This window comes from Aeromonas sp. 25-248, from assembly GCF_053005425.1.
Map to the genome: position 1 here is coordinate 196,760 of NZ_JBRKTB010000006.1, position 22,940 is coordinate 219,699.

General features: G+C 63.2%; 21 protein-coding genes. 3 read left to right on the forward strand and 18 right to left on the reverse strand.

Annotation, left to right across the window (positions count from 1 at the left end; translation table 11 throughout):
- Window positions 1-43: 43 nt before the first annotated feature.
- From ACVDHI_RS11405 to ACVDHI_RS11440, 8 genes are all read right to left on the reverse strand, one after another.
- Window positions 44-1,180: a tetratricopeptide repeat protein gene (locus ACVDHI_RS11405; protein WP_447212105.1), complete on the reverse strand. Its 1,137-nt coding sequence runs from the start codon at window positions 1,178-1,180 to the stop codon at window positions 44-46.
- On the reverse strand, window positions 1,177-2,067 hold the full coding sequence (locus tag ACVDHI_RS11410) for an ExeA family protein (RefSeq protein ID WP_010672622.1): 891 nt from the start codon (window positions 2,065-2,067) through the stop codon (window positions 1,177-1,179). Before ACVDHI_RS11410 ends, ACVDHI_RS11405 begins: the two co-directional genes overlap by 4 nt.
- The gene (locus ACVDHI_RS11415; protein ID WP_447212106.1) at window positions 2,058-2,237 is read right to left on the reverse strand and encodes a hypothetical protein; all 180 of its coding nucleotides are present in this window, start codon (window positions 2,235-2,237) and stop codon (window positions 2,058-2,060) included. The genes ACVDHI_RS11410 and ACVDHI_RS11415 overlap by 10 nt, the downstream gene beginning before the upstream one ends.
- A complete protein-coding gene (gene mshL / locus ACVDHI_RS11420; protein WP_010672620.1) occupies window positions 2,216-3,892 on the reverse strand; it encodes a pilus (MSHA type) biogenesis protein MshL in 1,677 nt (558 codons plus the stop codon). Before mshL ends, ACVDHI_RS11415 begins: the two co-directional genes overlap by 22 nt.
- Window positions 3,893-3,962: 70 nt before the next feature.
- Window positions 3,963-4,292, reverse strand: coding sequence for a SctD/MshK family protein (locus tag ACVDHI_RS11425; RefSeq protein WP_048209253.1), 330 nt, complete (start codon window positions 4,290-4,292; stop codon window positions 3,963-3,965).
- Between the two features lie 28 nt (window positions 4,293-4,320).
- Window positions 4,321-4,968, reverse strand: coding sequence for an MSHA biogenesis protein MshJ (locus ACVDHI_RS11430; RefSeq protein WP_048208878.1), 648 nt, complete (start codon window positions 4,966-4,968; stop codon window positions 4,321-4,323).
- A complete protein-coding gene (locus ACVDHI_RS11435; RefSeq protein WP_048208876.1) occupies window positions 4,968-5,561 on the reverse strand; it encodes a PilN domain-containing protein in 594 nt (197 codons plus the stop codon). Before ACVDHI_RS11435 ends, ACVDHI_RS11430 begins: the two co-directional genes overlap by 1 nt.
- Entirely contained in the window at window positions 5,561-6,424 is an 864-nt protein-coding gene (locus ACVDHI_RS11440) for a hypothetical protein (protein ID WP_041214302.1), read from the reverse strand. Before ACVDHI_RS11440 ends, ACVDHI_RS11435 begins: the two co-directional genes overlap by 1 nt.
- A gap of 120 nt (window positions 6,425-6,544) precedes the next feature.
- Between ACVDHI_RS11440 and ACVDHI_RS11445 the strand changes: the two genes are divergently transcribed.
- Window positions 6,545-7,459 carry a 1-aminocyclopropane-1-carboxylate deaminase/D-cysteine desulfhydrase gene (locus ACVDHI_RS11445; RefSeq protein ID WP_319882090.1) on the forward strand — a complete coding sequence of 305 codons (915 nt, stop codon included), beginning with the start codon at window positions 6,545-6,547 and terminating at the stop codon, window positions 7,457-7,459.
- Here the strand turns inward: ACVDHI_RS11445 and ACVDHI_RS11450 are convergent.
- Window positions 7,456-9,375 (reverse strand): EAL domain-containing protein, encoded by a 1,920-nt coding sequence (locus ACVDHI_RS11450; protein ID WP_324018479.1) that lies wholly within the window; start codon window positions 9,373-9,375, stop codon window positions 7,456-7,458. The genes ACVDHI_RS11445 and ACVDHI_RS11450 overlap by 4 nt on opposite strands.
- Window positions 9,376-9,892: 517 nt before the next feature.
- On the opposite strand from ACVDHI_RS11450, the gene ACVDHI_RS11455 reads away from it, so the two are divergent.
- Both ACVDHI_RS11455 and ACVDHI_RS11460 read left to right on the forward strand, forming a co-directional pair.
- Window positions 9,893-11,428: an EAL domain-containing protein gene (locus ACVDHI_RS11455; RefSeq protein WP_447212107.1), complete on the forward strand. Its 1,536-nt coding sequence runs from the start codon at window positions 9,893-9,895 to the stop codon at window positions 11,426-11,428.
- Between the two features lie 151 nt (window positions 11,429-11,579).
- Window positions 11,580-12,677 carry a calcium:proton antiporter gene (locus ACVDHI_RS11460; RefSeq protein WP_447212108.1) on the forward strand — a complete coding sequence of 366 codons (1,098 nt, stop codon included), beginning with the start codon at window positions 11,580-11,582 and terminating at the stop codon, window positions 12,675-12,677.
- A 193-nt stretch (window positions 12,678-12,870) separates the two neighbouring features.
- On the opposite strand, the gene hutH is transcribed toward ACVDHI_RS11460, so the two are convergent.
- The 9 genes from hutH to ftsE all read right to left on the reverse strand — a co-directional run bounded on the left by hutH (window position 12,871) and on the right by ftsE (window position 22,907).
- Entirely contained in the window at window positions 12,871-14,403 is a 1,533-nt protein-coding gene (gene hutH / locus ACVDHI_RS11465; RefSeq protein WP_010672611.1) for a histidine ammonia-lyase, read from the reverse strand.
- A gap of 1 nt (window position 14,404) precedes the next feature.
- A complete protein-coding gene (gene hutU, locus ACVDHI_RS11470; RefSeq protein ID WP_042015303.1) occupies window positions 14,405-16,108 on the reverse strand; it encodes a urocanate hydratase in 1,704 nt (567 codons plus the stop codon).
- 45 nt (window positions 16,109-16,153) lie between these two features.
- The gene (hutG, locus tag ACVDHI_RS11475; protein WP_213319717.1) at window positions 16,154-17,092 is read right to left on the reverse strand and encodes a formimidoylglutamase; all 939 of its coding nucleotides are present in this window, start codon (window positions 17,090-17,092) and stop codon (window positions 16,154-16,156) included.
- Complete coding sequence (hutI, locus tag ACVDHI_RS11480) at window positions 17,085-18,320, reverse strand: imidazolonepropionase (RefSeq protein ID WP_010672608.1); 1,236 nt, start codon at window positions 18,318-18,320, stop codon at window positions 17,085-17,087. The genes hutG and hutI overlap by 8 nt, the downstream gene beginning before the upstream one ends.
- 156 nt (window positions 18,321-18,476) lie before the next feature.
- Complete coding sequence (hutC, locus tag ACVDHI_RS11485) at window positions 18,477-19,181, reverse strand: histidine utilization repressor (RefSeq protein ID WP_010672607.1); 705 nt, start codon at window positions 19,179-19,181, stop codon at window positions 18,477-18,479.
- 10 nt (window positions 19,182-19,191) lie between these two features.
- On the reverse strand, window positions 19,192-19,851 hold the full coding sequence (gene can / locus ACVDHI_RS11490; RefSeq protein ID WP_010672606.1) for a carbonate dehydratase: 660 nt from the start codon (window positions 19,849-19,851) through the stop codon (window positions 19,192-19,194).
- A gap of 127 nt (window positions 19,852-19,978) precedes the next feature.
- Entirely contained in the window at window positions 19,979-20,833 is an 855-nt protein-coding gene (rpoH, locus tag ACVDHI_RS11495; RefSeq protein WP_029313526.1) for an RNA polymerase sigma factor RpoH, read from the reverse strand.
- Window positions 20,834-21,285: 452 nt separating this feature from the next.
- Entirely contained in the window at window positions 21,286-22,239 is a 954-nt protein-coding gene (gene ftsX, locus ACVDHI_RS11500; protein WP_029313524.1) for a permease-like cell division protein FtsX, read from the reverse strand.
- Window positions 22,239-22,907, reverse strand: coding sequence for a cell division ATP-binding protein FtsE (gene ftsE, locus ACVDHI_RS11505; protein WP_010672603.1), 669 nt, complete (start codon window positions 22,905-22,907; stop codon window positions 22,239-22,241). Before ftsE ends, ftsX begins: the two co-directional genes overlap by 1 nt.
- Window positions 22,908-22,940 lie beyond the last annotated feature (33 nt).

Sequence of the window (22,940 nt, forward strand, 5' to 3'; positions counted from 1 at the left end):
CTGCCTGGTCCGATGGCATGGGCTCATCGAACTGCCGCTTTAATCAATGGGTCAGTTGGCCAATTCGTTGTTCAAGCCATTGGGTGGAGGCCTCCCCCAGATTGCCGTGCAACTGGGCATTGCGATAGGCATCCAGTGCCCGCTGACGGTGTCCCTGACCATCCTCCGCCACCCCCAGTCCCAGCCACCAGCGCCCCTGATCCGGCTGCTGGCGCAACAGCCTGACGTACATCTCGGACGCCTGGACAGGCTGCCCCAGCTCCTGGGCAAGACCGGCCCAGGTGGCGTAATAATCCAGATTACTGGCAATATCGGGCTGATAGCCGGTGAGCCAGTCCAGCGCCTTCTGCCGATCCCCGCCGCTGATGGCCACACGGGCCAGCAGCAGACGCAGGTCCGCCTGCGCGGGATCCAGCCTCAGCCCCTCTTCCAGCACCTGGGCGGCCTCGGTCAGCCGTCCGGCGCCATAGAGCAGGCCCGCCAGCTGTTCCCGCGCCCCCTGGTTGTGGGGATCGTGGGCCAGCACCTCGTAGTAGCCATTCTGCGCCTCCTCCATCCGTCCCTTGGCCATGGCCGTGGTCGCCTTGCGCTCGGCCAGGGTGGCCAGCTCGGCGTCGGAGAGTTCCACCGTCTCGATCTTCAGGATCCCGGGTTTGCGCGGCGCGGCGGGTGCAGGCGCCTCTTCGGCACTCTGCTCAGCAGCCAGCTCGGCATAGAGGTCCGGCTGCAGCTCCTCGTCGCTCGGGATCGTCTCGTCCCCCAGCGCTTCCTCCAGATTGCCCTCATCGGCGAGCACGGCCTCATCGGCCGGAACCTGCTCGGCTGCGAAGGAAGCCACTCTCGTGGCGGTCGACTCGGCACCGGCGGCGGGCACCTTTGCCACTGGCGCGGCAGAGGAGACCGCCTGCGTGGTGGCCACCACCGCCAGGGGCGCGGATGGCGCCACCGCAGGGGCGATGCGGGGGGCCTCGACCTGCGCCGCTGGCAGGGAGGCTCGCTGGCTCTGCTGCCAGAAGATCCAGGTGCGCCAGCCGAGGATCCCCAGGGCCAGGGTACACAGCAGGGTCAGCACCAGCATCCACCAGCCTTGCTGGCGCACCGGCGCCACATAGACGGCGGCGCCCTCGGCCTCTTGCTGACGCCTATCCAGATCTTTCAGCATCTGATTGATCACGCTCATGACCAGACTCCATACGCCAGGGCAGTGCCCAGCAACAACAACAGGGGCCACCAGAGGGTGAGACGGCCACGGCGGGCATCATCGGTATCCCGGATGGCGAGCCGGACCAGGGCGCTGTCGATCCGCCGCACACCGCGGCCATAGGCCAGCATCAGGCACTTCTGCGCCAGTATGTTGATGAGGCGGGGAATGCCGCGGGATGCGCGCCACAGCCTGCGCAGGGCGCGGCCATCGAACAGGGCGGCTCCGCGATAACCGGACACCTGCAGCCGGTACTCCAGATAGGCCCGGGTCTCGTCGAGCCGCAGCGGCCGCAGGCGGTAGGAAAAACCGATGCGCTGGCGCAACTGGCGAAGACGGGGCTGCCCGAGCCTGGCATCCAGCTCGGGCTGGCCGAACAACACGATTTGCAGCAGCTTGCTGGATTCGGTTTCCAGGTTGCCAAACAGCCGGATCGCCTCCAGGGTCTCGTCCGGCAGGGCTTGCGCCTCGTCGATCAGCACCACCACCCTGCTCCCCTGCCGATGCAGGGAGATCAGATGGCGGTGAATACGATCCGTGAGATCCAGCTCGCTCTCCCCCGCCAACGTCAACCCCAGCTCCAGGGCCAGGGCCGTGCGCAGCTCCCCCGGAGTGAGATGGGGGTTGGGCAGCCAGGCCAGGCGCACCGGGCAGGCCTCGGAGCCGAGCTCGCTCAGCAGTTTGCGACAGAGCAGGGTCTTGCCGGTGCCGACCTCGCCGGTCACCTTGATGAACCCCTCCCCCTGGGAGAGTGCCCAGTTGAGCACCTGCATGGCCTCCTCGTGGGGGGGCAGGCCGTAATAGAAACCGGTGTTCGGGGTCAGGCCGAAGGGGGCCTCCCGCAGTCCGAAGTGACTCAGATACATGCTCCCTCCCGGCCAGAGTCCAGGGCGCGCCGCAGACAGCCCCGGATCAGCGACATGGCGCCACCGCCGTCGGGCAGGGCAGACTGGCAGCAGCCGGGAGGCGCCACCACATGGGAGAAGGAGTGCTCAACAGGCGCGTCATCCCGGATCAGCCCTTGGGGGGATACCATTTGTCGAGCAGCTCGGAGGAGCGTTGCAGCTCTTTCTGCCAGGTGTCCTTTTCCACCACGGTGGGCTTGAGCAGGATCACCAGCTCCACCTTGCGGTTGCTCTCCCGGCGGTTGGTGAAGGCCTCGCCGACCCAGGGGATGTCACCCAGCAGGGGCACCTTGCTGACAATCTCCTGCCTGTCGGTCTTCATCAGACCACCGATGACGATGATGTCCCCATTGTTGGCCTGCACCACGGTATCGGACTCGCGGATGGAGCTCTTGGCCAGCGGCAACACCAGGGGATCGGCGGTGCCGACGTTGATGGTCTTGCTCTGCTCCTCGGTGTCGATGACGGAGGGGTGGATATGCAGCAATACCTTGCCCTGCTCGTCGATCTGGGGCGTCACGTCCAGGGCTATCCCCGAGAAGAAGGGGGTCAGCTCCACGTTCGGGGTGACGATGGGGGCCGAAGTCCCCGAGGTGGTGGTGGTGGTAGAGGCGTTGGTGACGAAGTATTCGTCCGTCCCCACCTTGATCACCGCTTTCTGGTTATTGGTGGCCGTCACGCGCGGGCTGGAGAGGGTGTTCACGTCCCCCTGGGTCTTGAGCAGGCTGACCGCGACGTTGAAGTTGCCATCGGAGATGGTGAAACCGGCGCCGCCCCCCAAAGCCCGGAAGATCTGGTTGGGGGTCGAAGCGATGGGGCTGTCCATGAGGGAGCCGCCCCCCGTGATGCCCTTGCCGCCGTCCCAGCTTGCGGAGAGGCCGCTCCAGTCCACCCCCTGCTCGTAACCCTCGTTGAGGGACACTTCCAGGATCCGCGCCTCCAGCACCACCTGGCGCTTGAGGTGTTCGCCGGACTGGTCCAGGAACTCGCGCACCGCCTTGAGCTCCTTGGGATAGGCACGCACCGTGACCAGGCCCGCCTGGGGACTGGTGATGACGGCCCGCCCTTCCCCTGTGCCGATCAGGGTCTGCAGGGCATCCCGCAGATCGGTCCAGTAGTCGTTGTTGCTGTCCGTCTCGATGCGGGTGCCGTTGCTGTTGGTGTTGTTGTCACCGCTGGCGGTGTTGCCCTGGCTGTTGTTGTTGCCGCTGTTGTTCAGGCCGTTGTCGAAGTTGTTGTTATTGCCATTGTTGTTGTCGTTGGCCGTCACCCCGCCTGTGCTCACCGAGGTACGGGAGAGACCGCGCCGGGCCATCATCAGGTAGTTGACCGGAATGGTCTCGGTACGCAGACCGGCGGGATAGACGTGGAACACGTTGCCCTTGCGCTGCACATCGAAGCCGTACATGTCGCCGACGGTCGCCAGCGCCTCCTGCAGGGTCACATCCTTGAGCTCTACCGAAATGACGCCCGCCACACCGGGATGGACCGCCACGCTGTAGCGGGAGCCCTTGAACAGGGAGCCGAAGAACTCCACCGCGTCCACGTCATGGGCCGCGATGCGCATCCGCTTCTCGGGAATGGTCATCGGCTGCTGGGGACGATTGAGCTGCAACAGCTCGCTCTGCACCGAGGGCGGCAGGGAAGTCAGGGGGGCGGTCGGGCTCTGCTCGCTCATCGCCTGCTTGAGTGCATCTTTGGCCTGTACCGGCTCGGGGTGACGATAGGTAGTGCAACCCGCCACCGCCAGCGCGAGGGGAAGCAGACAAAAAGGGTGTTTTTTCATGTTATTCGTGCACCTGACTCGCTATGAAACTCGACAAACCTGGCCCGCACCATCCCGTGCGACACCCACTTCACATCCGGATCTTGCTGCCAAACAGGGTCAGTGTCTGGCGTTTGCCCGCTTTTTCCAGCACCACGCTGTCGGCGCTGATCCCCACCAGCCGGAATCCGTTGACCTGCTGGCCGACCCGGTAGCTTTGACCGTCGAGCACCGCCAGGGCGGGCCCGCTCCCCAGGATGACGCTCTGCAACCTGGGCAGACCGGCCTCCTTGGCGACACTCGCCGCCGAGCCGGATCCCGCCAGGGGCATGGTGGGATCCTGCAGCACCTCGGCCTGGGCCTGCAGCGCGAGCAGGCTCCCCCACAGGGCCAGCCAGCGCCAGGATGGGAAGGCAAAAATGCGGGATCCCGTCCCGCCGACATGCCGCTTAACCACGGATGAACTCCTTGCTGGTGCTGAGGGTGTAGATCTCCATCGCTACCGCCGCCTTGGGATGCTCGACCACCCGGTAGTCAAAGCCCTTCCAGTAGAAGTGGCGAGGCAGGGCTTCGAGCGCTTTCAGGTACTGGTAGACATCGAAATAGCCGCCCTCCAGCTGAAGCCGGATGCCGTGCCTGAACAGGTTCACCTTCTGCTCCCCGGCCATCAGCGGCTCGGGTTTGAGGGAGGTGAGCGCCAGCATATGCAGGTTGGCGGAGCGGGACAACAGGGCCTCCAGCACCGCGGGCATTTCGTGGGCGGGGATCAGATCCACCGTCTGAGCCAGCAGCTCGGCATCCATCTGGCGCAGGGAAGTCTCGACGCCGGCGAGCTGCTCGCGTACCTGGGCATCGGGATCCCGCCCCAGCCTGGCCTGCTTGCCCTGGTTTTCCAGGGTCAGGATCTCCAGATCCCGCTGCGCCGCAGCCAGGGCCAGCCGATCCTGGCCCAGCCGGGTGTCGGCGTCATCCAGCCAGCCATAGATGCCCATGGCCCCGAGCAGCACGACCCCGGTCAACAGAATGAGGATCCGCTCACGCAGGCTGAGGGCTGCGATCTGCTGCGCCCATCCCTGCCATTGTGCCTTCATGTCCATCAGGGAGTCTCCCGCGCTATGCCACTGAGCTGGAAGGCAAGCTGGCCCTCCTTGTCCCGACTCAGGGTGAGCTCGCCAAACTGCTTGCCCGCCAGGGAGGGGGTCTGCTTGAAGCGGTTCACCCAGGCGGGCACGTCCTGACTGCGTTCGGCCACGCCCGCGAGGTTGATGCGCCCGTCGCTTATTTCGATCCGTTGCAGGGAGAGACGGGGATCCCGCAGGCGGGCAAGGTCCGCCATCACCCCCGCATAGCCCTGGGATTTTTGCAGGGAGAGGTGGCCAAGCTGCTGCATCAGCGCCTGTTTCGCCCCCAGCTCTTCCCGCTTGTCGGCCAGTTGCCGCTGCAAGTCTGCATTCGCCAGATGGCGCGCCAGCTCCGCATCGAGACGCCTGGCCTCGCCGCGCTGCACGTCGAGCTGTGCCCGCACGCCAGCCAATTCACGATCGAGGCCCTGCTGTTGCCAGCCATAGAAGAGGGTGGCCCCCAGCAGCAGCACCAGGACGCCGCCCCAGACCGACGCCATCTGGGGCAGGCTGGCCCACAGGCGTCTTGGCCGGAATTCGGCGCCATAGAGGTTGATATGGTGTTTCATCAGTCGCTCCTGCCCAGGGCCGCGCCATAGGCACTGAGGTATTCGACTCCCGCCAATACCGCCTTGTTTGCCATGGCCGACACCGGGAAACCGAATGTCTGTTCCAGGTGACGCACCAGTACCCCCATGGCGGAGGAGGCGATGGCCAATTGCAACTGGCCGGGCTCGGGCAGCTTGAGATGGCCGGCCAGATAATCGATGGATCGCTGGATCTCCAGCGCCAGCGCGTCGAGCTGGTCGGCATCTGGCTCATGGCTGCCGGTGAGGCTCGCAAATCCGCGCAACTGGCGGGAGAAACAGAGTCCACCCCGATGGAAGACCAGCAGTTGCAGCTCCTGCCCCCGGGGTTGCCAGAGCAGCATGCGTACCATCTGGTCCGCCTCGTAGAGGGCCGTCATGGCCAGCTCGTCACTGACGATGGCCTCCAGGGTCGCCGCGCCGTTGACCGCATCCGCCACCTGCTGCACCCGGCTCTTGGGCATGCAGACAACGTTGATGCGCGGACGCCCGGCAGGGGGCGTCGGCAGGTCCACATAATCCATGGCGAGCTGCAACACCGGCTCGTTGACGAAATCCTTGATGGCCCAGGGCAGGGCCCCCGCCATCTCGGCATCGGGGACGGCGGGCTTGTCGATCTGGATCTGCTGATAAAGGCTGGCCGCGAGGGCCACCCGCACCTTAGACTTGGCCAGACCGTGCCGGGAAAACAGCTCGGCCAGGGCCTTGGACCAGTCGTGGGGGCCGTTGACAGGCTGGCTGGCAAACACGGGAACGGGGTCCACGCAGGCCAGCAGAATGCGATCGCTGGCCAGCAGGATCCCGACCTGATGACTGGAGGGAGAACGTCTGAACAGTGACTTCATCTGGATCTTCACCTGGCCGCGTAAAACGGACTAAACCTTAACATAAACAGGCTATTAGCCTCCAACTTTATGACAAACGACGCATCGACGGCCACGCTGGCACCCACGGGAGACGATCCCATGGCTCCCCTTCAGCTCCCCTCCCCCCTGCACCGGATCCGGCATCCTCTGCTGGCAGCCCATGACGTCACGCTCTGGTGCAAGCGGGACGATCTGATCCACCCGACCCTCTCCGGCAACAAGTGGCGAAAGCTCAAATACCATCTGCAACAGGCACAGATGCTGGGCAAGGGCCACATCCTCTCCTTTGGCGGCGCCTACTCCAATCACATCCACGCCCTGGCCGCAGCAGGACTCAGACTGGGACTGCGCACCACGGGCATCATACGCGGTGAAGGGGATACCGTCAGCAATCCCACCCTGAAAGCGGCCAAAGGCTGGGGCATGGATCTCGTTTTTGTCGACCGCCAGGACTATCGCCGGCGCCAGGATCCCGAATGGCTTGCCCGGTTCGAGGATGACGACACCCTGCTGGTACCGGAAGGAGGCAGCAGCCCGCTGGCCATCCCCGGGGTGGCCGAGCTGGTCGACGAGGTGCCCTTCTCGCCGGATCTCTGGGTGCTGCCCTGCGCCAGCGGCGGCACCCTGGCGGGGCTCATCGCGGGCAAGCAGGCGCAGGAGCAGATCCTGGCCATCGCGGTGCTCAAGGGGGCCGACTTCATCACCGGCGAGGTATGCCGGTTGCATCCGGCAGCGGCCACTACTCCGGGCTGGCGCATTGCGCTGGATCACCACGATGGCGGCTATGCCAGGTTCAGTCCGGCACTCTGGCAATGGGTGCAGGCATTCAGTGCCGAAACCGGCTTGCCGCTGGAACCCATCTACAGTGGCAAGGCGATGTGGGGGCTGTTTCGCGAACTGGCGGCAGGCCGCATTGCGCGCGGCAGCAAGATCATCTTCATCCACACAGGTGGCTTGCAGGGGCTGGCGGGCCTGGAGGAGCAGGGCCGCCTGTCACCCCGGCCGGGGCGCTAGTCAAGCAGGTTGAGGGGCTCGGGGTCGGCAAACCAGGGACCTTGACCGGCATGCACGCCCAGGTGTCGCAGCATCTTCCACTCGTCGCCACTCTCTACCCCCACCGCGATGACCCGGGCCTGGGTATTGGCACAGCCCCCCACCAGACTGCGTACCGCCATCTGGTTGACCTGGCGCAGGTGGATCTCCCGCACCAGGCTGGGGTGCAGCTTGAGGAAGTGGATCTCGAACTCCTTGATGTACTGGGTGCTCACCACGTCCTGGCCCGCATGATCGATGGCAAGCCTGCACCCCAGCATGCGCATCGCCCGAAGCGGCCGCTTGAGGGCTTCGTAGTGGCGGGTCACCTGAGACTCCGACAACTGCAGGATCAACCCCTCGTTGGTACTGCGCGGCAACTGGAACAGCTCGAAGAAGAGCTCGCGCTGGAACTCGCGGGTGAGCAGGTTCTGGGCGCACAGAGAGAGGCTGATGGGGCAGCTCGATGCCGGTCGCTGGCGCAGCAGTCGCAAGGCTCGGGCCACCACCAGCCTGTCCAGCGGCAGCAGCAGACCGGCCTTCTCCGCCATGGGCATGAAGACCCCCGCCTGCAGCTCCCGGCCCTGCTCGTCGTGAAGGCGGATGAGCAGCTCCTGCTGCAACACCACCTGATCCCGCTCCTGCTGCACAGGCTGGACGTAGAAGTCGATGCCCTGCTCCTCGATGCGACGGCTGATCAGGGTGCGCCAGCGCACCGTTCCCTTGCTGCTCGCCTCCTCGTTGAGGGATTTCTCGAACAGGAACCAGCCGCTGTGTCCTTGCAGGCGCGCGCTCTTGAGCGCCAGCTCCGCCTCTTCCTGCACCTTGAGCAGGGAATCCTGTGCTTGATAGCAGACCGCACCGAGATAGACGGCGGTGTCGGCATTGACCGCTTCGGGCCAGTGCAGCCGCTGCAGACTCTTGAGCAACTGGCTGGCACCGTCCACCATCTCGCTCTCTGACATGTTCGGCAGCAGCACGGCAAAGACCTGACCGGCATAGCGCGCCTGCAGGGCTCCGCTGTGCTTGCGCACGAAGGCGGCGATGGTGGCGCTCGCCTCCATCAGGAGTTCCTGGCTCGGGCGCCCGCTCAGCTCGGGATCCAGCTCCTCCAGACCGGCCAACTCGATCAGCAGCACACCGCCGCTGATCACGCTTGCCTCCATGATGGCGCTCTCCAGCCGGTTGTCGAAGAAGAGGCGGTTGCCGATGCCCGTCGTCTTGTCGACGAAGGCGTTGCTGCGGATGAAGTTGTCGAAGCGGCTACGCTCCTTGCGGGCGTCGGCCAGCTCGGTCAGCAGATGGGTGAGGGCCTGACTGGCCGAGACAGGCCACTCTTCGGCAGGATCATGGGCCAGCTTGGTCAGCTTGCCATCCAGGATCAGCTGGGCACGCTCCGCCAGCAGCTCGGCACCGCGCAACTGCTGACGCAGCCAGCGGATGGAGTACCAGAGCCCGAACACCACGATGAAGATACCCAGAGAGATGCCGAACATCGCCTTCATGGAGTACTCGAACTCCTTGAACGGCCTGTCCAGTTTGAAGTCGGCCCGCATCCCGGCCTGATTGGGGATCGCCTCGCTGTAGGCGATCAGCAGGCTCTCGTCCGTCTGCTGCTGCACATCGCGAAACCAGTAGACCCGCTGCTTGTCCTGACGGATCTCCAGCTCCACCACATGGGAGGCCCGCAACAGGGAGGGCAGCCAGCGGGCAAGGGCTTGCTGGTCATCGGTCACCCCCAGTTGCTTGTCGATGATCTCTACCAGGGAGTCGACCCGGTTCTGCTGCAGCTCCATTCCCATCTGGCGGAAACTGAAGACCCCGCCGAGCATCACCATGGCCATGGCCGAGATCACGCACAGCGTAATAAGAGAGACGAGTTGAGTGGTCAGTTTCATGTGCCTTTCCGTAGCCGACAGCATCCATAGGGCATCATGGTATCAGCCCAGACCAAACGCCGCCTATGGGTGAAGATCCCGCTTCTGCAAATAAGCGGGAGGATGCGTCATGCGGCGCCGTAGTGCAGGTCGCAAAAGAGAGAGGCATCAAGGGAGAGAGCTAGGGGACACAGGCTGAGGAGCGGACAGAAAAATGGTCCCACAACGGGGACCAAAAGAAACACTCATATCAAAACTAACACTCTGTGCTACTGACAAAAATAGATACAGGAGTATTGAACACACGGTGAGTCAAACCGCACCGCTACTTTAGCCACTTCAGATAAGCTGGACAATTGTCATTTATGACAGGTCAGCGATTGAATCTTGTTCGGGTGTGTAGCCATATCCTTTATTTATCAATTAATTATCGTTTTTGTTCCAAGTGTGACCAACTTGGCTCAAATCGATGCAGCTAATGCTATGATGCTTGAGTCTCAATCGGGTTGTTTCATTTCAGGGAAGAAGGGGACCCACCATGTCTGCACGATCTCCGTTATGGATTCCTCTGGGCCTCTTCTGTTTGCCCCCGCTGCTGATGCTGTTGCTCACCCCCCTATTGAGCGACAAGCTGGCTCACCACCTGTTGCAGACAAAGGAAAGGGCTCTGCTCGACTACCTGCAGGAGCGCAACCAGCTCCTGGATCACGATGTCCCCGCTCAACTCGCCCACTTTGCCTTCGATTGCGGCCCCACAGACATGGCGCTGCTGCGCTCACCCCAGTATTACAACCGCCATATTCGCCTGGCCGGCCTGCAGCTTGCAAACGGGAGCGGCTGCTCCACCCTGGGCCCCGCCCTGCCCCAGCTTGCCGACGCCGGCATACCGGCCTCCCCCGACTTTCATATATCCAGCACGGCCCCCATGTTCGATACCGAACGCGAAACCCTGGTCTATGCGAGACGCAACGGCAATCTGGCCTATTGGGTGCTCGACAGCAGCTGGAGCCATGAGCTGCTGCGCACCCCCTGCAACGACTGTTTCTATCTGGAGTTCAACCACAAGCACCCGACCCAGTCCGGGCTCTTTTTCCCCCGTGGCAACAAGCACATTCGAGAAGAGGCAAACCCGATGCGGCGGCTCAGTTTCGACCCCCAGCATCAGGTGGAGCAGACCCTCTGGGCTGGCGAGGCACTGAAACGCTACGCCCGCTCACAGATACACCGCGATGGCCTCTGGTCGGCCGGGGCGCTGGGGGCGCTGCTGGCGGCCCTCTACTGGAGCCTTAGAAACTACCGGCGATCCCTCAAAGGATTGCTGCAAAGAGGGCTGGCTCGGCGGGAGTTTATCCCCTTCTATCAGCCCATAGTAGACAGCAGAAACCGAAGGGTGGTGGGATTCGAGGCCTTGCTGCGCTGGCAGCGAGGACGGGATCTGGTGTCGCCAGGCACCTTCATCGCCTATGCGGAGGAGCAGGGGCTGATCCTGCCGATGACGGATCAACTGCTGGAGCGCATCCTGGCGGATCTCCCCGTCCTGGCCCCGCACCAGTGGGTCAGCGTCAATCTGGTGGCGGGCCATATCGAGCAACCTCGTCTGCGCACCCAGTTGCAGCGCCATGGCTGGCCCTCGCCGGCCCGCCTCACCTTCGAACTCACCGAGCGGGATCCCATCAAGCACATCCAGGGGGCCATGGCGGAGATCGCAGCTCTGCAGGAGAGGGGCTATCACTTCAAGCTGGATGACTTCGGCACCGGCTATGGCGGCTTTGCCTACCTGCAACGGCTCGGCATTCGCCAGATCAAGATCGACAAGATGTTCGTGGATACCATAGGCACGGACGACCTCAAGCGCAGCGTGCTGGATGCCACCATCGCCTTCGGCCTCAAATCGGGCATGGAGATGATCGCCGAAGGGGTCGAAACCCAGGAGCAGGTGGATTATCTGCATCGCCACGGAGTCCACCTGATCCAGGGCTACGTCTATGCCAAGCCCATGCCCCTGAGCAAACTGAAGATCTGGCTGATGGCATGGCAAGAGGGCGAGACAACCAGCCCCTCCGACCCGCACTGAGGCGGTATCTGCCCCGCCTCTCACCCTTTGCAACAAAATGATGCTCCGCATGAGGAGCATCTCCCCTTATCATGGGTCTGTGCACCTTGGGTGCACCAAGTCGCTCCATACCCCGTCGGCCGAGGCCGCCCCGAGATGAGAACCACTGCCTATGAAGTCTTTTATCCGACAAGAGATTGCTCTGCCTGCTGGTCTGCTGACCCTGCTCTTCTTCAAAACCCTGGGGAGCGGCCTGCTGGCAGAGACAACCCCCCTTGCGGTCTACCTGCCGGTGTCGCTGGCCCTGCTTGCCATCGTGACCTGGGCCATCTTCTCCGTCGTGCGTCACTCTGACGCCCTCGCCATCAAGCTCGGGGAACCCTTCGGTACCCTGATCCTGACCCTCTCGGTCATCTCCCTGGAAGTGGTGATGATCTCCTCCGTCATGCTGACCGGCGATCCCAATCCCACCATGGCCCGGGACACCATGTTCGCGGTGGTGATGCTGGTCACCAACGGTCTGGTGGGCTTCACCCTGCTGTTTGGCGGCTGGCGCTATCACACCCAGAACTTCAATCTGGACGGGGTCAAATCCTATCTGGTGGCCATCATTCCCCTGGCACTGCTCTGTCTGGTCCTGCCGAACTTCACCCAGGGCGGCACTCTGGGCAGCCTCTCCAAGGCCATGTCATGGATGCTGATCATCATCTCCATCCTGCTCTATGGTGTCTTCCTGCTGATCCAGACCCGCAGCCACAGCCACTTCTTCGTCGACAGCGATCACGAGGATCTCGAGGATCACCACGGCCCGCTGCAGAGCAACGTCTATCACACCCTCTTGCTGCTCGCCTACCTGGTGGTGGTGATCCTGCTGGCCAAGACCCTGGCCATCCCCATCAACTACGGGGTACACGTGATGGAAGCCCCGATGGCGCTGGGTGGTTTCATCGTCGCCTGTATCGTGCTGGCTCCCGAAGCGGTCGGCGCCATCAAGGCGGCCTTCAACAACCAGTTGCAGCGGGCCATGAATCTCTACTTCGGCTCCGTGCTGGCCACCATCGCCCTCACGGTACCCTCCGTGCTCTTCATCGGCTCCCTGATGGGGCAGGAAGTGCGCCTGGGCCTCTCCCCTGCCGACATGGTGCTGCTCATCACCACCCTCATGGTCTGTAAAGTGACCTTCAGCAGCGGCCGCACCCACGCCCTGCACGGCGCCACCCATCTTGTGCTGTTTGTCGTTTACCTGTTCCTGATGTTTGAACACGGATAAGGCTGCCAGCACTCACCCCAGTGCTGTTCGTGGTTTATCTGTTCCGGATGTTTGAACACGGATAAGGCAGCCACCACCTGCCTGCTGCCACTCTGCGCAGCGCGCTTCCGATAGCCCCGACGCGGAGCGCGGGAGACGAAAATGAAAAGACCGCCCCATGGGCGGTCTTTTTTATGGTTGCTCAAGCTCCAATTCAGAGGCTGGGCAGGGTCCCGGCCGGGATCAGGTCGTTGTAGCTGGCACGGCCCAGCAGGGCGGCGGCCGCCTCGATGTCCGGTGCAAAGTACCTGTCCTTGTCATAGAAGCTGACCTCTTCCCGCAGACGGCCCTTGGCCAGCTCGATGAGCTCGGTGGAGCGCAGGGGAGCGCGGAAGTCGAGCCCCTGGGCCGCTGCCAGCAGTTCCACCGCCAGGATGCCGCGGGTGTTCTCGGCCATGTCCGCCAGCCGGCGACCGGCGAAGGTGGCCATGGAGACGTGGTCCTCCTGGTTGGCCGAGGTGGGCAGGCTGTCCACCGAGGCCGGGTGGGCCAGGGTCTTGTTCTCTGAGGCGAGCGCCGCCGAGGTGACCTGGGCGATCATGAAGCCGGAGTTCACGCCGCCGTTGTTCACCAGGAAGGCCGGCAGGCCGGACATGCGCGAGTCGATGAGCAGCGCCATGCGCCGCTCGGACAGCGACCCGATCTCGGCGATGGCCAGGGCCAGGTTGTCGGCGGCAAAGGCCACGGGTTCTGCGTGGAAGTTGCCACCGGAGATGATCTCCTCATCCTCGGCAAACACCAGGGGGTTGTCGGAGACCGCGTTCGCCTCGCACACCAGCACCTCGGCGGCCTGACGGATCTGGGTCAGGCAGGCACCCATCACCTGGGGCTGACAGCGCAGGGAGTAAGGATCCTGCACCTTCTCGCAGTTGTGGTGGGACATGCCGATCTCGCTGCCGTCCACCAGCAGGTGGCGGTAGCAGGCGGCCGCATCAATCTGGCCGCGCTGACCGCGCACCTCGTGGATGCGGGCATCGAACGGCCGGCGGCTGCCCAGCGCCGCTTCAACGCTCATGGCACCGATGGTGATGGCGCCGGCGTAGAGATCCTCGGCATGGAACAGCCCTTCCAGCGCGAAGGCGGTGCTCGCCTGAGTGCCGTTGAGCAGGGCCAGCCCCTCTTTCGGCGCCAGGGCGATGGGCTCCAGTCCTGCAATCTTCAGGGCAGTGGCGGCGTCGATCAGCTCACCCTTGTGACGGGCCTTGCCTTCACCGATCAGCAGGCAGCTCATGTGGGCCAGGGGCGCCAGATCGCCGGAAGCGCCGACGGAGCCCTTCTTCGGCACCACGGGGTAGACCTCGGCGTTGATAAGGGTCATCAGGGCCTCGAGCACCGTCAGCCGAATGCCAGAGAAGCCACGGGCGAGCGAGTTGACCTTGAGCACCATCATCAACCGCACGGTGGCGTCATCCATGTACTCGCCAATTCCTGCCGCATGAGAGAGCACGATGGAGCGTTGCAGCTCGTCCAGCTGCTCCACCGGGATCCGGGTATTGGCCAGCAGGCCAAAGCCGGTGTTGATGCCGTACACCACCCGGTTTTGCTCGATCACCTTGGTGACCACGGCGGCGGAGGCGTGGATCCCCGCCAGGGCAGCCGGATCCAGACTGACGTGTACCGGCTCGCGGCTGACACGGCGCAGGGTGGCGAGGCAGAGTTTGCCCGGTTGCAGATTGAGTTCGAACATATTATTTCACCCCTTTGCCGGTGGCGTCGATCATCGGCAGATCCAGTTTCGCCTCATGGGCACAGTTGATGGCAATCTCGTAGCCGGCGTCGGCGTGACGCATCACCCCGGTGGCCGGGTCGTTGCGCAGCACGCGGCCGACCCGCTTGGCGGCATCGTCGGTGCCGTCACAGACGATCACCACGCCGGAGTGCTGGGAGAAGCCCATGCCCACACCGCCACCGTGGTGCAGAGAGACCCAGGTCGCGCCGCCGGCGGTGTTGAGCAGGGCGTTGAGCAGCGGCCAGTCGGAAACGGCGTCGGAACCATCCATCATGGATTCGGTCTCGCGGTTCGGGCTCGCCACCGAGCCGGAGTCCAGGTGGTCACGGCCGATGACGACCGGAGCCTTCAGCTCGCCATTCTTCACCATCTCGTTGAAGGCCAGGCCCAGGCGCACCCGATCCTTGACACCGACCCAGCAGATCCGCGCCGGCAGGCCCTGGAAGGCGATGCGCTCGCGGGCCATGTCGAGCCAGTTGTGCAGGTGGGGATCGTCCGGGATCAGCTCTTTCACTTTCTGATCGGTCTTGTAGATGTCTTCCGGGTCGCCGGAGAGCGCCACCCAGCGGAACGGGCCAATGCCCTCGCAGAACAGCGGGCGGATGTAGGCCGGCACGAAGCCCGGGAAGTCGAAGGCATTCTTGACCCCCTCTTCCAGCGCCATCTGGCGGATGTTGTTGCCGTAATCGAGCGTGGCGGCGCCGCGGGATTGCAGGGTCAGCATGGCTTCGACCTGACGGGCCATGGAGCGGCGAGCCGCCACGTTGACCTCGTCCGGTGCGCTCTTTTGCAGATCGCGCCATTGGGCCACGCTCCAGCCCTGGGGCAGGTAGCCGTGTACCGGGTCATGGGCGGAGGTCTGGTCGGTCACCACGTCCGGCGTGATGCCGCGAGCCACCAGCTCGGCGAAGACGTCGGCGGCGTTGCCGAGCAGGCCGACGGAGACGGCGGTGCCGCTGCGTTTGGCCTCCTCGATCATGGCCAGCGCCTCATCCAGGCTGTGGGCCTTCTTGTCGACGTAGCGGGTACGCAGACGGAAATCGATACGGGTCTCGTCGCACTCCACGGCGATCATGGAGAAACCGGCCATGGTGGCGGCAAGGGGCTGGGCACCGCCCATGCCACCCAGGCCCCCGGTCAGGATCCAGCGGCCTTTGGGCTCGCCATTGAAGTGCTGGTTGGCCACCGCGAAGAAGGTCTCGTAGGTGCCCTGCACGATACCCTGGGTGCCGATGTAGATCCAGGAGCCAGCGGTCATCTGGCCGTACATCATCAAACCCTTTTTATCGAGCTCGTTGAAATGCTCCCAGTTGGCCCAGTGGGGCACCAGGTTGGAGTTGGCGATGAGCACCCGCGGCGCATCCTTGTGGGTCTGGAACACCCCGACCGGCTTGCCGGATTGCACCAGCAGGGTCTGATCGTCCTCGAGCCGGGTCAGTACCTCGACGATCTTGTCATAGCAGGCCCAGTTTCGGGCGGCGCGGCCGATGCCGCCGTACACCACCAGGGACTGGGGATGCTCGGCAACATCCGGATCCAGGTTGTTCATCAGCATCCGCAGTGGCGCTTCGGTGAGCCAGCTCTTGGCGGTCAGCTGGGTGCCGTGGGGAGCACGGATCACGCGGCTCGGATCGTGGCGGGGATCCTGGTGTTGTACAGACATAGACACTCCTTGTTTAGCGATGCAATCAGGCGGCGCGGTGCGCCACTACTTGGTCAACTGGTGAACCAGGCGCGCGGCCACGCGGGCACTGCGGTTGTCCTGATCCAGGTTCGGGTTGTACTCGGCCAGATCGGCGAGCCTGAGCTTGCCGCTGGCCCGGATATGGGCGATAAGCGGTTCGATGACCGCCAGCTCTACGCCGCGAGCGGCGGGAGCGCTGACTCCCGGCATCACCGCCGCCGGCAGCACGTCGAGATCGATGGTGAGATAGAGGTGGTCGCAACGGGCGATGAAGGCATCCAGCCCGCCTAGCAAGGCTGGCAGTTCGGTCGGCGTCATCGCTTCGTCCAGCACGTGCCAGACTCCCAGCGCCTCGGCGCGGGCAAAGAGCGCCGCGGTATTGGCGGTTTCGGCCACTCCGAGACAGGCATAGTGAAAGGGGGTGCCCTGGGCAGCGCACTGCTCGGCAATCTGGAAGAAGGGGGTGCCCGAGCTCGCCTGCTCCTGTTTCATGCGCAGATCGAAGTGGGCGTCGAAATTGATGATCCCGACCCGCCCTTCGCCGCCAAGATGACGGTTCAGGCCGCTCCAGCTGCCAAACGCCACCTCGTGGCCGCCTCCCAGCACCAGGGGGAAGTGCCCCTGATCCAGCGCACTCGCGACCCGCTCGGCCAAGCGCCCGTGGGCGGCATCGAGATCGCCGTCCTCACAGGCCAGATCCCCGCCGTCATAGACGGGGGCGCCCAGATGCCAGGCCGTGTTGGCCAGCAGCTTGCGCACCGCCAGCGGTGCACCGGCCGCACCGACCCGCCCCTTGTTGCGGCGCACCCCTTCGTCACAGGCAAAGCCGAGCAGCACCACGCCGGGTTCGCGATTCTCCTGCCAGGGTTGCACCCTGTCGTGCCAGCGCAGGGCCAGCTCGCCGTCTTCGGGATCCTGACGCCCCTGCCAGACCGACATGTCGATCCCGTTGAACTTATCCATGAAGGGTCTCCTCCCCGTTGACCACACGGCTCACCAGCTGATCGACACCGATGAGGTAGCTGAGCTCGGCCGGATGGCCGCAGTTCCAGACAAGGAAATCCGCCAGCATGCCGACCTTGAGCTGCCCCAACCGTTCCTGCTCGCCAAGCGCCCTGGCGGCGTGGCGGGTCACCCCGGCCATGGCCTCCACCGGGGTCAGGCCAAACAGGGTGCAGGCCATGTTCATGGCCATGCGCAGGGAAACGATGGGAGCCGTGCCCGGGTTGATGTCGGAAGAGACAGCCATGGGTACCCCCGCCTTGCGCAAGGCAGCGATCGGGGGCAGCTTGGTCTCCTTGAGGAAATAGAAAGCGGTGGGCAGCAGGGTGGCGACCACGCCACGGTGAGCCAGCGCCTGGATCCCGTCCTGATCCAGATATTCCAGATGATCCACCGAGAGGGCGCCGAAGTGGGCGGCGAGCGTGCTGCCCCCCAGGTTGGAGAGCTGATCCATGTGCCCTTTCACCGCGAGGTTGTACTGATCCGCCGCCAGATAGACCTGCTCGGTCTGGGCAAGGGAGAAGCCGATGTGCTCGCAGAAGACATCCACCGCATCCGCGAGACCTGCCTCGGCCGCCGCCGGGATGATCTCCTGGCAGATGGTCTCGACCCAGGAGTCGGGATCGTCGCGATACTCCGGCGGCACCGCATGGGCTGCCAGCAGCGTGGTCTTGACCCGGATGGGCTGCGTCTCTCCCAGACGACGGGCCACCCGCAACATCTTGAGCTCGTCTTCCAGGGTGAGGCCGTAGCCGGACTTGATTTCGACTGTGGTGACCCCTTCCCGGATCAGGGACTTGATCCGCGGCAACGCCAGCTCATAGAGCCGCTCCTCGCTGGCTGCCCGGGTGGCGCGCACCGTGCTGATGATACCGCCCCCCTTGCGGGCGATCTCCGCATAGGGGACCCCCTTCTGGCGCAGCTCGAACTCTTCGGCGCGGCTGCCGGCGAAGATGAGGTGGGTGTGGCAATCGATAAGACCGGGGGTGACCAGCTTCCCCTTCATGTCCTGCCAGGAGGCGGCATAGGGGCCCTTGAGATCCTGCATGGGGACCAGAGCGTGGATCTTGCCATCCCGCACGCCAAGGGCATGGGGCTCCAGCAGGCCGTAGTCCGCCAGATCGGGGCGCAGGGTGGCGGGTGTCACGTTGAGCCAGACCCGCTCGCAGTTCAACAGTTCCTTGTTCATACCGACCTCTAAATGTATATACAATAATTTATAGCCGATCTCTGAAAAGAAAGAAAGGATCAAGTTCACATCTTGATAACAGCGGCTTTATTAGAGTGTAAGCACAAAAAAGCCCACCGAGAGGTGGGCTTTTAAATGCTTAATATGTATATACAATTATGCGAGACGCGTCTTGGAGCTCAGCTTGTAGCGGGAACCCGGCGACAACAATCTGGCATAGGAGACCAGAAAGCCGTCTGACCAGGTTCGCCGGTGCAGCAGCAGGCAGGGGGTGTCGACCCTCACTTGCAGCAGTCCGGCTTCACCAGCACTCGGCAACACGGCTTCTACCACGTGCTCCATCTCGGAGAGGGGGCAGATCTCCATCAGATAGCTGTTTGGCGTCTGCTGGGTGAAATCCTGCTCGCCATAGCCGGGCAGTCGCTCGGCATCGACGAAGCGCTCCTCCAGTTGCAGCGGCTCCCCATCGGCCTGATGGACGATGAGGCTGTGAAAGGTGGGCGCCCCGACCCGCAGGCCCAGACGCACCGCCACTTTCTCGTCGGCGGCCTGACGTTGCAGCCGGATCACCCGCGCGCTGTACTCGCTGCCCCGCTCGGCGATCTCGTCTGCAATATTGCGAATCGCCAGGAGCGGCGACTCGGTGCGCCTGTCGGCCACGAAACTGCCGGATCCGGCGGTGCGCACCAGCCAGCCTTCGGCCACCAGTTCACGCAGCGCCTTGTTCACCGTCATGCGGCTCACGGCAAACTGCTCGCACAGGGCGGCCTCGGTCGGGATCCGGTCGCCCGCCTGATAGTGGCGTTCGCGGATCCCGTCCAGGATGTGCTGCTTTATCTGAAGGTAGAGCGCAGGAGCCACCGGCTGGTCCTCAGCGGCGACGATGGGGCGGACGCATGTCCGGCCAGGCGCGATAGACGTCCGGGATCTGGTCAGGGCCGCTGATGCAGAGATCGAGATCGTGCAGCAGGCCATCCTTGATGCCGTAGATCCAGCCGTGCACCGCCAGCTCCTGCCCCTTGCGCCAGGCATTCTGGATGATGGTGGTGTGACAGACGTTGGCGACCTGCTCGGCCACGTTCAGCTCGCACAGGTAGTCGAAGCGCTCGTGCTCATCCTCGATGGCTTCGAGCTGTTCGCCGTATTTGAAGTAGACGTCCTTGATGTTGCGCAGCCAGTTGTCGATGAGACCCAGCTCCTGGTTCTGCATCGCAGCCTTGACCCCACCGCAGCCATAGTGGCCGCAGACGATGATGTGCTTCACCTTGAGCACCTCCACCGCGTATTGCAGCACCGAGAGGCAGTTGAAGTCGGTGTGCACCACCAGGTTGGCGACGTTGCGGTGGACAAAGACGTCCCCCGGCAAGAGCCCCATCAGCTGGTTGGCGGGAACCCGGCTGTCGGAACAGCCGATCCAGAGGTACTCGGGTGCCTGCTGGGCGGACAGGGTAGCGAAGAAATTGGGATCCTCGGCCTTGATCCGTTCCGCCCACTCGCGGTTGTTGGTAAACAAGTCGTTCAACAGTTTCACTTCTGCTCTCCCTACTGTGGCAGTGGCGGCAACATACCATACACAAGGGTAACCAAGGCAAGGCCGACCAGATCCCCGCAAAACAAAAACAGGGCCATCAGGCCCTGCTTCTTACCGGAGGAGGCCGTCAGGCATCCATGGCATCTTTCAGTTTTTTGAGCGCGTTTTTCTCAAGCTGGCGCACCCGCTCGGCGGAGACGCCGTAAGTATCGGCCAGCTCCTGCAGGGTGGTCTTGCTCTCGTCATCGAGCCAGCGGGCACGGATGATGTGCTGGCTGCGCTCGTCCAGGGTCGCCATGGCCGCACTCAGACGACGGGTGGCATGGCTGTCCCAGTTGTCGTTCTCGATGTTCGCGGCGAGATCGGAAGATTTGTCTTCCAGATAGTGCACCGGCGCGAAGCCACCCTCGTCTTCATCGTCACCGACCAGATCGAAAGCCTGATCGTAATTGCTCATGCGCGCTTCCATCTCGGTGACGTCGGCAGCGGATACCCCGAGGTCGGCAGCCACGGCCTGCACCTCTTCGTGGTTCAGCCAGCCCAGACGCTTCTTGGACTTGCGCAGGTTGAAGAACAGCTTGCGCTGGGCCTTGGTGGTCGCCACCTTGACCATGCGCCAGTTGCGCAACACATATTCGTGGATTTCGGCCTTGATCCAGTGCACGGCGAAGGAGACCAGACGCACACCCACGCTCGGGTCGAAGCGTTTGACGGCTTTCATCAGGCCGATGTTGCCTTCCTGCACCAGATCGGCCTGAGGCAGGCCATAGCCGGAGTAGCTCTTGGCCACGTGAACGACAAAACGCAGGTGCGACATAACGAGCTGGCGTGCAGCTTCGAGATCACCATCCTGCTGCAGACGCATCGCCAGTTCGCGCTCTTCCTCTGCGCTCAGCACAGGGATCGAGTTGACGGCCTGGATATAGCCTTCCAGACTACCTTGCGGAATCAGAGCCATAGTGCGTTGCAATGAAGTTCCCATGTTCTACCTCTTACTTTTCAATCGAATCAGTCTAACACCCTGAGAAGACGTGTCTACCGACCAGGTATCATTCTGCGTGCTGCATCATACATCACCCCAGCATGAACCCGGCCTATCTTAGGCTGACGGCATGAATCATAAATGAACAGTCAAAAAAAAGGGGTCACAGTAAAGGACCCCTGAAAAGTAGCATGCTAAGTCCATTGTTGCGGAGCTCGCAACCTTCACATGCTTGCCAAGTCAGACGAGCAAGGCATAGGGGCCATACCCGTATTCATTCTGCTGCAGTCAATAGACCATTGATAAATCAAAAGGTTCAGAGGATCCAAATATGATCCTCGGCGCAGACACCATTCAGATTACTCTGAGAAAGTGGCCCGTGCCAGAAACGGGCCACTCTTTTACTTGATCCAGTTCGCAAAATCCAGCGCTTTAAAATGCTGACAAATTAATCAGGACGGTTCTATGTCGCGAATGTGCCTGTGCACCGAGAACCAGGAGGCGATCAACCCCAGCAGGGCGCCCAGCAGTATGAGATTGAAGCCGTCGAACGCCCCCATCCCCACCAGACGGAAGTTGCTGTTGTAGAGCCCCGCCAGCTCCTTCACCACCCCCTCGCTCCAGATCACCATCACCTCGGTCAGCCACCAGGCCAGCATGCCGCCGATGACCCCGAACCAGATGCCCGTATAGAGGAAGGGACGGTGGATGAAGGCATCGGTCGCGCCCACCAGCTTGAGCACTTCAATCTCGGAACGCTGGTTCAGGATGTTCAGGCGCAGGGTGTTGCCCACGATCAGCAACACAGCGGAGAGCAGCAACACCGCGATACCTGTAATGGTGTGGCGCAGCAGGTTCATGATCCCCTGCAACCGGGTCAACCACTGCAGATCCAGCTTGCCCTGCTCGATACCGGGCTCGTTCTCCAGCTTGGCGAGCAGCTCGGCGGCCCCTTCGGGATTCTGCCAGCGCGGATCCGGGATCACGCTCAGCACCGGCGGCAGCGGGTTGCTGTCCAGATAATCCAGGGCATCACCGAAACCGGAGATCTCCCGAAATTCCCTGAGCGCCTCGTCACGGTTCATATAAGTGACGGACTCCACTTCCGGATAGAGCAGGATCCGCTGCTTCATGTCCAGGATGCTCTGCTCCGGCAGATCCTTGCGCAGATAGAGGGAGATCTGGGAGCTGGTCTGCCAGCTCCCCTCTACCACTTCGGCATTCTTCAGCAATACGTGGAAACAGGAAGGCAGCGCCAGACTCACGCCAAGCACTGCCAAGGTCATCAGGGAGGCGAGCGGGTTGCGCCACAGCTCACCCAGGCTGGCAAAGGCCTGACGCACATGATCCACGCCATACATCATCAAGCGACGCAACGGCGGCTGTTTATGACGAACAATAGCCATCAGCGATCCTCCCCGGACGAATACATGCGACCCGCCTTGAGGGTCAGGGTGCGGTAGCGCATCCGGGCGATCAGCCCCAGATCGTGAGTGGCAATCAGCACGGAGACGCCGAAGCGGTTGAACTCCTCGAACAGGCGCATGATGTCCATGGAAAGCTGGGGATCCAGGTTGCCGGTCGGCTCGTCCGCCAGCAGCAGGGGGGGTTTGTTGACGATGGCGCGGGCGATGCCGACCCGTTGCTGCTCACCACCGGAGAGCATGCGCGGCTGGTAGCGCTCCTTGCCGAGCAGCCCGACCTTGTCCAGCGCCGCCGCCACCCGCTTGTTGATGTCCCCATGGCTGTAGCCATCGATCACCAGGGGCAGGGCGACGTTGTCGAACACGGTACGATCCATCAACAGGCGGTGATCCTGGAAGATCATGCCGATCTGGCGGCGCACGTAGGGGATCTGACTGCGCTGGATGTGGCTGACGTCATCGCCGTGGAAGAAGACGCGGCCGTCGGTCGGTCGTTCCATCACGCTGATGAGCTTGAGGAGGGTACTCTTGCCCGCCCCCGAATGGCCGGTCAGGAAGGCCATCTCCCCCTTGCGCAGGTGAAAACTGACCTTTTGCAGCGCTTGATGACCGCCACTGTAGACCTTGCTGACCTTGTCAAAACGAATCATAACGGTTCCCTGAGATTGACAAACCCCGAACGG